Annotated in this window: 9 protein-coding genes, 1 tRNA gene and 1 pseudogene; 9 read left to right on the top strand and 2 right to left on the bottom strand. The window is 69.4% G+C overall.

All coding sequences use genetic code 11. The features are described 5' to 3' along the window. Window positions 1–864 precede the first annotated feature (864 nt). The 3 genes from QH283_RS09495 (at window position 865) to QH283_RS09505 (ending at window position 3,895) form a co-directional block, all read left to right on the top strand. The gene (locus QH283_RS09495; RefSeq protein WP_280502647.1) at window positions 865–1,374 is read left to right on the top strand and encodes a TM2 domain-containing protein; all 510 of its coding nucleotides are present in this window, start codon (window positions 865–867) and stop codon (window positions 1,372–1,374) included. 188 nt (window positions 1,375–1,562) lie between these two features. Then, window positions 1,563–2,984, top strand: a complete 1,422-nt coding sequence (gene pyk / locus QH283_RS09500) for a pyruvate kinase (protein ID WP_280502648.1) — start codon at window positions 1,563–1,565, stop codon at window positions 2,982–2,984. Then, window positions 2,984–3,895 (top strand): acyl-CoA thioesterase, encoded by a 912-nt coding sequence (locus tag QH283_RS09505; protein ID WP_280502649.1) that lies wholly within the window; start codon window positions 2,984–2,986, stop codon window positions 3,893–3,895. The genes pyk and QH283_RS09505 overlap by 1 nt, the downstream gene beginning before the upstream one ends. Window positions 3,896–3,980: 85 nt before the next feature. Here the strand turns inward: QH283_RS09505 and QH283_RS09510 are convergent, their stop codons facing one another. Together QH283_RS09510 and QH283_RS09515 are read right to left on the bottom strand one after the other, a co-directional pair. Continuing rightward, entirely contained in the window at window positions 3,981–4,430 is a 450-nt protein-coding gene (locus QH283_RS09510) for a hypothetical protein (protein ID WP_280502650.1), read from the bottom strand. 343 nt (window positions 4,431–4,773) lie between these two features. After that, window positions 4,774–4,860: transfer RNA gene (locus tag QH283_RS09515), tRNA-Leu, on the bottom strand. A gap of 222 nt (window positions 4,861–5,082) precedes the next feature. On the opposite strand from QH283_RS09515, the gene QH283_RS09520 reads away from it, so the two are divergent. From QH283_RS09520 to QH283_RS09545, 6 genes and pseudogenes are all read left to right on the top strand, one after another. Further along, on the top strand, window positions 5,083–5,718 hold the full coding sequence (locus QH283_RS09520) for an ANTAR domain-containing response regulator (protein WP_051026849.1): 636 nt from the start codon (window positions 5,083–5,085) through the stop codon (window positions 5,716–5,718). Between the two features lie 263 nt (window positions 5,719–5,981). Further along, window positions 5,982–7,175: a branched-chain amino acid ABC transporter substrate-binding protein gene (locus tag QH283_RS09525; RefSeq protein WP_414689681.1), complete on the top strand. Its 1,194-nt coding sequence runs from the start codon at window positions 5,982–5,984 to the stop codon at window positions 7,173–7,175. Between the two features lie 121 nt (window positions 7,176–7,296). Beyond that, entirely contained in the window at window positions 7,297–8,331 is a 1,035-nt protein-coding gene (locus tag QH283_RS09530) for a branched-chain amino acid ABC transporter permease (protein WP_280502651.1), read from the top strand. Then, entirely contained in the window at window positions 8,328–9,764 is a 1,437-nt protein-coding gene (locus QH283_RS09535; protein ID WP_280502652.1) for a branched-chain amino acid ABC transporter permease, read from the top strand. The genes QH283_RS09530 and QH283_RS09535 overlap by 4 nt, the downstream gene beginning before the upstream one ends. A 41-nt stretch (window positions 9,765–9,805) precedes the next feature. Next, window positions 9,806–10,714: pseudogene (locus QH283_RS09540) on the top strand (ABC transporter ATP-binding protein); the annotation flags it as partial. Window positions 10,715–10,978: 264 nt separating this feature from the next. Continuing rightward, window positions 10,979–11,674: an ABC transporter ATP-binding protein gene (locus QH283_RS09545; RefSeq protein ID WP_280502654.1), complete on the top strand. Its 696-nt coding sequence runs from the start codon at window positions 10,979–10,981 to the stop codon at window positions 11,672–11,674. The last annotated feature ends 53 nt before the right edge of the window (window positions 11,675–11,727 follow it).

Below are 11,727 nucleotides of genomic sequence, written 5' to 3' on the forward strand. Positions count from 1 at the left end.
CGGTCCGAGGGCCGTCCGCCGGCCCCGGCTCACAGGTCGGGGATGGGAATGGCCAGATTGGGTTCGACGGGCCCCCCGGCGGGGGGGCGAACCATTGCGGGGAGGGTCGTTACCGCCCGGGGGGCCAGAATAAACCCGCCCCCCCCTACCCCCCCCCCCCACCCCCCCCCCCCCCCGACGCAGCCACGCATCCCGGCTCCGCTAGGGCGCACGCCGGGGCCGCAGGCGGCAAGGCCGACAGCGGCAAGGCCGACAGCGGCAAGGGTGAGGTCGACAAGAGTGGGGTCGACGAGAAGGCCGCCGCGGAGGGCCTCGGTGACAAGGCTGTGTCCGACAAGCCTGTGTCCGACAGGTCTGTGTCCGACAAGCCCGTGTCCGACAGGTCTGTGTCCGACAAGCCTGTGTCCGACAGGTCTGTGTCCGACAAGGCTGTGTCCGGGAAGGCTGTGTCCGGGGAGGGCTCGTCGGAGAAGGCGGGCGCCGGTGACCCGAAGGGTGAGGGCAGCGAATCCCCGGCATCCGAAAAGCCCGGCATCGCAGCCGATTCCGGCGGGGCCGCCGCGCGATCGGAGGCCGCGAAGGCAGGCGAGCCGACGTCCACCGGCCGGTCCGACGCGGACAGCGCGGACTGAGGACCGCGCCCGCCGGACATCCGCCGAGTTCGAGCGGCAACGAAACCTCCACCGGTCGCGATAACGAGTCGAGGCCCGCCCCGGGCGGTTCCCGGTCGCGGCCGGTGGATCGCCGGGGCGACAAAACGGGTCGAGACCGGCAAGAATGACGCGTGATCGTCGCGGGGTGCCCCGAATCGATCGCGTTCACGGGGGCCAACAGGAGGTGCCCGCACGAATGAGGAGGACATGAGTGACCGACCCCTACCAGAACAACCCGGGCTACGGTGCCCCGCAGTACGGCCCGCCCGGCACCGGCCCCGACCTGAACAAGCCGCAGGGACAGCCCTACGGCCAGCAGAGTGACCCGTACGCCCAGCAGCAGCCCTTCGCCCAGCAGCAGCCCTACGGCCAGCCGCCCGCGGGCTACGGCCAGCCGCCCGCCGGTTACGGGCAGCCCGGTGGCTACCCGCCGCCCGGCCCCCAGGGCTACAACCCGAACGACCCCGAGGCCCCCTACGGCCGCGACCCGTTCGGCGTGCCGTACTCGGACAAGCAGAAGATGGTCGCGGGCCTGCTCGGCATCTTCGCCGGCAGCTTCGGCATCGGCCGCTTCTACCTCGGCCACACCGGCATCGCCATCGCCCAGATCGCCGTCACCTGGCTGACCTGTGGTCTCGGCGTCATCTGGCCGATCATCGACGGCGTGATGATCCTGACCGGCAAGGTCCCGGACGCCCAGGGTCGCCCGCTGCGCGACTGACCCGGTCCGCCCGATCGCCGGGTGTGATCGCGACGGCCTGATCGACGGGCGCTTCTCCTCCGGGGAGGCGCCCGTCGTGCTGTCCGCATCCCCCCGGCGACACGCCGGGGCCGTCCACGCCGGAGTTCACGCACTCTTCATCGAGGCCGCACCCGCCTCCCCCAGCAGGACAGGACTACGCTCGACACGTGATGCGACGGACGAAGATTGTGTGCACACTCGGCCCGGCCACTGCCACCGAGGAACGTATCCGCGAACTCGTCGAGAGCGGCATGGACGTGGCGCGGCTGAACTTCAGCCACGGCGACCACAGCGACCATGCCGAGAACTACAAGAAGGTGCGCGAGGCCTCCGACCACGTCGGACGTGCCGTGGGCATCCTCGCCGACCTACAGGGCCCCAAGATCCGGCTCGGCCGTTTCACCGAGAACCGCACCGTGTGGGCCACCGGCCAGGAGATCCGAATCACCGTCGACGACATCGAGGGCACGCACGGCCGCGTCTCGACCACCTACAAGCAACTGGCCACCGATGCCAAGTCCGGCGACCGCCTGCTGGTCGACGACGGCAAGGTCGGCCTGGTCGTCGACCACGTCGACGGCAACGACGTGGTCTGCCGCGTCACCGAGGGTGGCCCGGTCTCCAACAACAAGGGCGTCTCGCTGCCCGGCATGGATGTCTCGGTGCCCGCGCTGTCGGAGAAGGACGTCGAGGACCTGGAGTTCGCGCTCCAGCTCGGCGTCGACTTCATCGCCCTGTCGTTCGTGCGCTCGCCCTCCGACGTGGAGCTGGTGCACGACGTCATGGATCGGGTCGGGCGCCGGGTTCCGGTGATCGGCAAGCTGGAGAAGCCCGAGGCGATCGACAACCTCGAGGCGATCGTGCTCGCCTTCGACGCGATCATGGTGGCGCGCGGCGACCTCGGTGTGGAGCTGCCGCTCGAGCAGGTGCCGCTGGTGCAGAAGAAGGCCATCCAGATGGCCCGCGAGAACGCCAAGCCGGTCATCGTGGCCACCCAGATGCTCGAGTCGATGATCGACAACTCGCGCCCCACCCGCGCGGAGGCCTCCGACGTGGCCAACGCGGTGCTCGACGGCGCGGACGCGGTCATGCTCTCCGGCGAGACCTCGGTCGGCGCCTACCCGATCGAGACCGTGCGCACCATGGCGCGCATCGTGCACGCGGTGGAGGCCGAGTCCTCGACCAGGGTGCCCCCGCTGACGCACGTGCCCCGCACCAAGCGTGGCGTCATCTCCTACGCCGCTCGCGACATCGGCGAGCGGCTCAACGCCAAGGCGCTGGTGGCCTTCACCCAGTCCGGCGACACCGTGCGCCGCCTGGCCCGCCTGCACACCCCGCTGCCGTTGCTGGCGTTCACCCCGCTGCCGGAGGTGCGGTCGCAGCTGGCGCTGACCTGGGGCACCGAGACCTTCATCGTGCCCACCGTGGACAGCACCGATGCGATGATCCACCAGGTGGATCAGGCGCTGCTGTCGATGGGCCGATACCGCAAGGGCGATCTGGTGGTCATCGTGGCGGGCTCCCCGCCGGGTACTGTCGGATCGACCAACCTGATCCACGTGCACCGCATCGGTGAGGAGGACCATTAGTGAGCATCTCGGTGAGCGATTCCGTCGGCGCAGCAGCTTCGGTGCCGGGGGGACCGTCGGACCTTGATGTTCTGCTCGACCTGCTCGATCTCGACGAGGTCGAGCAGGATGTGTTCATCGGGCACCACCCCGACAAGGTGTGGAGCCGCACTTTCGGCGGTCAGCTCGTCGCCCAGGCCATCGTGGCGGCGGGCCGGACCGCGGGCGAGCGGACCATCCACGCGGTGAACGCGCACTTCGTGCGCGGCGGCGACCCCAAACGGCCGATCGAGTACCGGGTGGAGCGGCACCGCGACGGCCGCGCCTTCGCCAACCGGACGGTCACCGCGCTGCAGGACGACCAGGAGCTGTTCGTCATGCTCGCCGCCTTCCAGGAGTACGGCAAGGGGCTGGAGCACTCCGCGGCCCTGCCCGAGGTGCCCGACCCGGAGACGCTGCCGCGCGTGGAGGCCAGCTTCGCCGGCTTCGAGGACAAGCTGGAGATGTTCATCAAGGCTCCGCGCCCGATCGACATGCGCTACACCAACGATCCGGCGTGGATCCTCAAGGGCACCGGCGAGCGCCTCAACCACAACCGCGTGTGGATGCGCACCGACGGCCCGCTGCCCGACGATCCGCTGATCCACGTGGCGGCGCTGGGCTACTCCTCCGACACCACGGTGCTCGACTCGATCCTGACCACCCACGGCCTGTCCTGGGGCCTGGATCGCATCGTGGCCGCCACGGTGAACCACTCGATCTGGTTCCACCGCCCGTTCCGCTTCGACGACTGGGCGCTGTACGCGACCGAGTCGCCGGTGGCGGCGGGTTCGCGCGGCCTGGCCACCGGCCGGTTCTACTCGCGCTCGGGCGTACTGCTGGCCACCACCGTGCAGGAGGGCATGGTCCGGCACTTCCCGGCGCGGCGCTGACCCGAGCCCCTCGCAGCCGGGCATCCCCCTGTCGCCGTCCGCGAGCGCCGGTGCCTGGAAGCGGTTGCCGGCACCGGAGGCCCCCTCAGAGGATCTCGCGCTCGAATTCGTAGTCGAAGCTGTCGCGCCTGCGCACCGTGATGGTGCGGGGCAGGCCGGAACCTCCGCCCGCCGGGGCGGATTCCAGGCAGCCCGCCGGGGCGGATTCCAGGCAGGCCGTCTCGCTCAGCAGGCGCGCCCGCAGCGCCGCCAGATCGGGCTCGGTGAGGTCGTCGGGCGCGCCGACGAGGCTCAGCGCGATCTCGTAGGTACCGCGCCCGTCCGGCCGCTGGCCGGGATGCTCCAGCCGCCACTGCGCGGCGAGCAGCAGGTGGGCCGGATCGTCCTCGGCCACCGGCAGGGTGAACCGCCAGGCGAAGACGTCGCGGTCCTGGAGATGATCGTCCACCACCGTCCGCACGGTGTCGACGACCCGGTCGAGCGTTTCCGGCATCGCGTACACATGGAGCGAAAGATCCGATATGCGCTTCGGCATGTCCGATTCCTGTCCCGTGTCGGGGGAGTCAACGGCGGAAGGTGTTCGCGGGCAGTGTAATCCCTCGGTCCGCACCGGCGGCACAGCCGGAACGGGAATGTTGCCCGCGAGCGATAGTGCCCCGTGCGCACCGGAATAAACCTCACGCGCCGAATTCGGCCTCGCGGATTCGGCCGACGGACGAATCCCGGGCGGTGCGCCGGGCATCCTGAGGCGGCCGCCGGCGCGCGGCTGCCGCGCGGACGACGCGCCAGGGATGTCACGAACCGGCCGCGAACCGTGCCGGGAGGGGCGAGGAAGCGCACGACGAGAAAACGCCGTATGAGCTCCGCCCGATGAGCTTTGGTGCCGAGTGTGGGACTCGAACCCACACGTCCTTTCGGACAACGGTTTTTGAGACCGTCGCGTCTGCCAGTTCCGCCAACCCGGCGCACCGGAAGTGAACTATAGCGGGTGCGGGGCGGATCGCCGAAAGGCGGGAGGGGCGAATCGGTCGACGCGGACTTTGCGCAGGGTATATGCGTTGCGGGGGGCGTGCGACGGTAGTCTTTAGATCACTCGACACCTGTCGGGCGGTAGGAGGCCGAATGTCGGTGTCGCCGCGGCGCGGGGGTGGTCGGGACAGGCATCGGGACACCAGAGGGGTCGAGGTATGAGCACTACAGCTGGGGATGCCGGCGCGCAGGATGCCGCCGGTGTGAAGAAGTCCGCCGGGGCGAAGCGGGTTGTCGTCGCCGAGGACGAGGCGCTCATCCGAATGGACCTGGTCGAGATGCTGACCGAGGAGGGGTACGAGGTCGTCGGCGAGGCGGGCGACGGTCAGCAGGCGGTGGATCTGGCGGTGGAGCACCGGCCGGACCTGGTCATCATGGACGTGAAGATGCCGCGCCGGGACGGGATCGACGCCGCCGCCGAGATCGCGTCGAAACGCGTTGCGCCCGTGGTGATCCTGACCGCATTCAGTCAGCGCGACCTGGTGGAGCGGGCGCGCGACGCGGGGGCGATGGCGTATCTGGTCAAGCCGTTCACCAAGTCGGATCTGGTGCCCGCGATCGAGTTGGCGGCCAGCCGCTTCCACGAGATCACCGCGCTGGAGAGCGAGGTGGCGAATCTGTCCGACCGGCTGGAGACGCGCAAGCTCGTCGAGCGGGCCAAGGGTGTGCTGATGCAGACCCAGGGGCTGTCGGAGCCGCAGGCGTTCAAGTGGATTCAGCGCACCGCGATGGACCGGCGCACCACCATGAAGGCGGTGGCCGAAGTCGTGCTGGAGAACCTCGCGCCCAAGTGAACAGCCCTCGGGCCGCGTCGGCAGGCGTGGCCCGGCCGGGAAGAATTTACGCGGCGGAAACATAATCGCCGGAAAGAATTCGACACAGTGCCCCGTGCATGTGCCCATTGCCATGCGGATCGCTGGAACCGACGCTATGTTTCTGTCGGGCCGACATCGGTCGGCCTCCTCGGTCCCCCGGGGAGCTCAGGACGTAGAGGTGAGACGTGCGCAGTTCGACTTGGTTCGGTTCGACTCGGCGCGGTCGTACGACGCGAGGACTGGTGGCCCTGGCCGCCGCCGCGCTCGCGTTGACCGGATGCAGCGAGAAATCCACCGACAGTGGTTCCGACACCACCGGCACCGGCACCGCGGGCCTGTCCATCCAGCCCGTGACGCAGGTGGATCTCGAGGGCAACGAGGTGCCCGCGACGGACCCGGCCTCGGCGGCCGATCCGACGGGCGACGGCTCGGCGACCTGTGCCCCCGGCACCTCGATCGCCATGGCGGGCGCGCTGACCGGCCCCGATGCCGCGCTCGGCATCAACATCCTCAACGGCGCCAAGCTGGCGGTCACCAAGCACAACGAGGCCAACCCGGGCTGCCAGATCGAGCTCAAGCAGTTCGACACCGAGGGCGACCCGCAGAAGGCCACCCAGGTGATCCCGCAGATCATCAACGATCCCACCATCGTCGGCCTGGTCGGCCCCGCCTTCTCCGGCGAGACCAAGGCCACCGGCCAGATCCTCAGCGACGCGGGCCTGCCGACGCTGACCTCCTCGGCCACCAACGCGACGCTGACCAAGAACGGCTGGACCAGCTTCTTCCGCGGCCTGGCCAACGACGACGTGCAGGGCCCCTCGGTGGCCAAGTACCTGGTGAACACCGCGGGCTACGGCAAGGTCTGCGTGGTGCAGGACAACACCGACTACGGCGTCGGCCTGGGCACCACCGTCACCGAGGCGCTCGGCCCGGCCGCCGATCCGGCGTGCGCGGCCAGCGTCAAGAAGGGCGACAAGGATTTCTCGGCCACTGTGACGAAGATCGCGGCGGCCGCGCCGGACGCGGTGTTCTTCGCCGGCTACTACGCCGAGGGCGCCCCGCTGGCCCAGCAGCTGAAGTCCGGCGGTGTCGACGCGGTCTTCGTCGGCCCGGACGGTGTCAACGACCCGCAGTTCATCTCGCAGGCCGGTAACGCCGCCAAGGGCGCCGCGCTGACCTGCCCCTGCGGCCCGGCGCCGGAGGAGTTCGCCCAGGAGTACCAGCAGCTGGCGGGCCAGGCGCCCGGCGTCTACTCCGTCGAGGCCTACGACCTGGCCACCATCCTGGCCAAGGGCATCGACGACGGCAAGGTGACCAGGCCCGACATGCTCGAGTACGTGCGCGCCTACGACGGCCCCGGCCTGGCGCGCCAGTACAAGTGGAGCCCGGACGGCGAGCTGGCCAACGCGCAGATCTGGATCTACGAGGTCAAGTAGCCGGGACCGACACAGCACGCACGACAGGGCCGTCCCGCCGACAGGGACGACGACGCCCGTCGTGCGTGCTGCGTCATGGGGGCAGACGATCCATGGGCCAGAAGACGAGGGCGAATCGGGCATGACAACAACAGTTTCGGCGGGAGCACTACTCGCCGCCGGATCGATCGGCTTCGATTACCAGGCGGTGATCGACCAATTCTGGCGGCTGACGGTCGACGGAATAACCTACGGCTCCATCTACGCGCTGGTCGCGGTGGGCTACACGCTGGTGTACGGCGTGCTCCGGCTGATCAATTTCGCTCATTCCGAAATATTCATGCTCGGTATGTTCGGTCAATTGATCGGGCTCATGATCTTCGGATTCACCGCGGGCCCGGACGCCTACAACCAGGGGGTCGTGCTGACGGTGGTGTACCTGGGGCTGGCCATGGTGGTCGGCATGCTGGTCTCCGGCAGTGCCGCGGTCGGTCTGGAACGGGTGGCCTACCGGCCGCTGCGGCGGCGCGGGGCGAAACCGCTGGCGTTCCTGATCACCGCGATCGGCATGTCCTTCGTCCTGCAGGAGTTCGTGCACTTCCTGCTGCCCAAGATCGACCCCGATCTCGGCGGCGCCAACGCCCAGCAGCCGATCCAGCTGGTGACGCCATCGGTGCAGTTCAGCTTCGCCGGCGCCGACGTCACCAATGTGGCGATCCTGATCGTCGTCGCCGCGGTGGTGCTGGCGTTGCTGACCGAGATCCTCATCAACAGAACGAAATTCGGACGCGGCATCCGCGCGGTCGCGCAGGATCCCGACACCGCGACGCTCATGGGCGTCTCGCGGGAGCGGGTCATCATGCTGACCTTCCTCATCGGCGGCGTGCTCGCCGGCGCGGCCGCGATGCTCTACGCGGTGAAGATCCCGCCCGGCATCATCTACTCCGGCGGATTCATCCTCGGCATCAAGGCCTTCGCCGCCGCGGTGCTCGGCGGGATCGGCAACCTGCGCGGCGCGCTGCTGGGCGGGTTGCTCCTCGGCGTGGTCGAGCAGTACGGACAGATCCTGCTCGGCATCGAATGGCGTGACGTGGTGGCCTTCGTGGTCCTGGTCGCGGTGCTGATGTTCCGTCCCACCGGCATCCTCGGTGAAAGTCTCGGGAAGGCCAGGGTATGAGCACCACGACCGCCACTCCGCCCGCATCGACCCCGCCCGCCGCCGAGACGCCGCCGCGCGCGGGCCTCGGTGACGCGATCCGCACCTGGTGGGAAGGGCTGTCACGGCCCGCGCAGTGGGCCGTCGGCGTGCCCGCGATCATCGCGCTGGCGCTGCTGCCGCTGTTCCCGCCCTCGTTCCTCGACACCCCGAACTACAACTTCGGCCTGGTGATGGCCGAGTTCGCGATGTTCGCGCTGATCGCCATCGGCCTGAACGTGGTGGTCGGCCAGGCGGGCCTGCTCGATCTCGGCTATGTCGGCTTCTACGCCGTCGGCGCCTACACCGTCGGCTTGCTGACCAGTCCGAACAGCCCGTGGAACCAGACCGACGGCGGCTGGCTCGACCCGAGCTGGGCCTGGCTCGCCTGCCTGCCGCTGGCGATCCTGGTGACCGCGGTGTCCGGCCTGATCCTCGGCTCGCCGACGCTGCGGTTGCGCGGCGACTACCTGGCCATCGTCACCCTAGGCTTCGGTGAGATCGTGCGGCTGCTGGCCGACAACCTGCACGAGCTGACCAACGGCAGCCTCGGCCTGTCCGGCGTGGCCTACCCGCACATCGGCGAGTCCGAGGAGAAGCCCAACGGCGTGTTCTCCGCGGGCAACACCGGCGACCCGGACAGCGCCAATCTGCTCGACCGCGCCAGCTACGGCACCTACTGGTTCTGGTTCGGCCTGGCGATGGTGATCATCGTGCTGCTGATCGTGGGCAACTTGGAGCGCAGCCGGGTCGGCCGCGCCTGGGTGGCCATCCGCGAGGACGAGGACGCCGCCGAGGTCATGGGCGTGCCCGCCTTCAAGTTCAAGCTGTGGGCGTTCACCATCGGCGCCGCCATCGGCGGGCTGTCCGGGGCGATCTACGCCGGGCAGGTGCAGTTCATCAATCCCACCGGCTTCAACATCATCAACTCGATGCTGTTCCTGTGCGCGGTGGTCATCGGCGGCCAGGGCAACAAGCTCGGCGTGATCTTCGGCGCGTTCATCATCGCCTACCTGCCCAAGCGGCTGACCTCGGTGAACCTGGTGGACAGCGAGTCGACCGGTTACCTGTGGCTCGGTGTGACGGTGGTGGTATTCGTCGGCCTGCTCGTGCTGTGGAAGTTCCGCGGCGGGCAGTTGCTCGGCTGGGCGCGCACGCTGACCATCTCGGCCATGGTGTTCACCGGCGTGATGAGCGCTCTGCTGCTCGGCAGTGTGCTGCTGTTCCGGCAGGGCGGCGCACAGTCGCTGGGCGATCTCAAGTATCTGTACTTCGGCATCGCCTTGGTGGTGATGATGATCCTGCGCCCGCAAGGGCTGTTCCCGGTGCGGCAGAAGCTGCTCGCCTACGGCAGGCAGGTGTACCAGGCCGTGCGCAGATCCACGGTCGGCGAGCCGATCGGAGAAGGCAAGTGACCGGGCCGGGCGCGGGTGACGCGCTGTTCGACAACGAGGACATGGCGGCCGGTTACGCCGCAGAACCGGAGGCCAGGAGCGCAGGCGAGGTCGACGTGACCGCGGTGATCCCGCAGCTGGCCGACGAGGAGGCCGTCGCCGAGGTCGTCGCCCCGCACCGGGCGTTCGAGACCGAGGTCGGCGAGCCGCTGCTGCGCACCGAGGACCTGACCGTGCGCTTCGGCGGCCTGACCGCCCTCGACGCGGTGAACTTCGAGATCCGCCGCGGCGAGATCCTCGGCCTGATCGGCCCCAACGGCGCGGGCAAGACCACCTGCTTCAACGCCATCACCGGCGTCTACACGCCCTCGGCGGGGCAGGTCTACTTCGACGGCAAGCCGCTGAAGAAGACCAAGCGCAACGCCATCACCCGCCTCGGCATCGCCCGCACCTTCCAGAACGTGCGGCTGTTCGGCGAGATGACGGCGCTGGAGAACGTGGTGGTCGGCACCGACGCCAGGCACAAGACCTCGGTGCCGGGCGCGATCTTCCGCACCCCGCGTCATCGCCGGGAGGAACGCGACGCCATCGAACGCGGCATGGCCCTGCTCGAGTTCGTCGGCATCGCCCCGCGCGCGGTGGAGAAGGCCCGCAATCTCAGCTACGGCGACCAGCGCAGGCTGGAGATCGCCCGCGCGCTGGCGACCGAACCGAAGCTGCTGTGCCTGGACGAGCCCGCGGCCGGGTTCAATCCCAGCGAGAAGGCGGCGCTGATGGATCTGATCCGCAAGATCCGCGACGACGGTTTCACCGTGCTGCTCATCGAGCACGACATGCGGCTGGTCATGGGGGTGACCGACCGGATCGTGGTGCTCGAGTTCGGCCGCAAGATCGCCGACGGGCTGCCCTCGGAGATCCGCGACGACCCGGCGGTCATCGCGGCCTATCTCGGCGTGCCCGACGAGGAGGTGACCGGCAAGTCCGCCGGGAACGGAGCCTCGGGCCGGGCGGCGCAGACCGGCGGCTCGGCCGGGACGCCCGCGACGCCGCCCGCGCAGCCGTCGAGCGCGCCCTCACCCGCCGACTATCCGACGCAGAAGCTGCCGATCACCAAGCCGGGCGGCGGTCCGTCGGTGGAGGTCTCCGAGCCCGCTCCCGAGCCGCCGTCGCCCGAGCCCGAGCCCGCGCCCGCCGCGCCGAAGCCGAGCGGTCCGCCGCTGCTCGAGGTGACGGACATGGTGGTCAACTACGGCCGCATCCAGGCGCTGCACGGCATCTCGCTGAGCGTGGCCGAGGGCGAGCTGGTGACCCTGCTCGGCGCCAACGGCGCGGGCAAGACCACCACCATGCGCGCGTTGTCGGGCCTGTTGCCGCTCACCCGCGGCCGCATCACCTTCCAGGGGCGCGACATCACCACCATGAAGGCGCACGACCGCGTGGTCGAAGGCCTCATCCAGGCCCCGGAGGGCCGGGGCGTGTTCCCCGGCATGACGGTCCAGGAGAACCTCGACATGGGGTGCTACGGGCGGACCTTCGCGAAGAAGGCCGACTACGAGCAGACCCTGGAGTGGGTGTTCGAGTTGTTCCCCCGGCTGCTGGAGCGTCGCAAGCAGGTGGGTGGCACACTCTCCGGCGGCGAGCAGCAGATGGTGGCCATCGGCCGCGCTCTGATGGCGAGGCCGAGGCTGCTGCTGCTCGACGAGCCGTCCATGGGTCTGGCGCCGATGGTGATCCAGCAGATCTTCCGCATCATCAGCCAGATCAACGAGCAGGGCACCACGGTGCTGCTGGTGGAACAGAACGCCCAGCAGGCGCTGGCCCGCAGCGACCGCGCCTACATCCTGGAGACCGGGTCGGTGACCAAGACCGGCACCGGCGCGGAACTGCTGACCGACCCGTCGGTCAAGTCCGCCTATCTCGGTGTCGCATGAGGCGCGGCACGGCATGCGGCGCGCGGTGACATGAGTCGCCCTGAGTGGTGAGC

It is taken from the genome of Nocardia farcinica, from assembly GCF_029867845.1.
Lineage (GTDB): Bacteria > Actinomycetota > Actinomycetes > Mycobacteriales > Mycobacteriaceae > Nocardia > Nocardia farcinica_A.

Bases quoted from the DNA above. Each gene is read 5' to 3' on its own strand.
- QH283_RS09510 (WP_280502650.1), bottom strand. From the start codon at position 4,430: ATGCCGAAGCGCATATCGGATCTTTCGCTCCATGTGTACGCGATGCCG.
- QH283_RS09545 (WP_280502654.1), top strand. From the start codon at position 10,979: ATGGTGGTCAACTACGGCCGCATCCAGGCGCTGCACGGCATCTCGCTG.
- QH283_RS09530 (WP_280502651.1), top strand. From the start codon at position 7,297: ATGACAACAACAGTTTCGGCGGGAGCACTACTCGCCGCCGGATCGATC.
- QH283_RS09535 (WP_280502652.1), top strand. From the start codon at position 8,328: ATGAGCACCACGACCGCCACTCCGCCCGCATCGACCCCGCCCGCCGCC.
- QH283_RS09520 (WP_051026849.1), top strand. From the start codon at position 5,083: ATGAGCACTACAGCTGGGGATGCCGGCGCGCAGGATGCCGCCGGTGTG.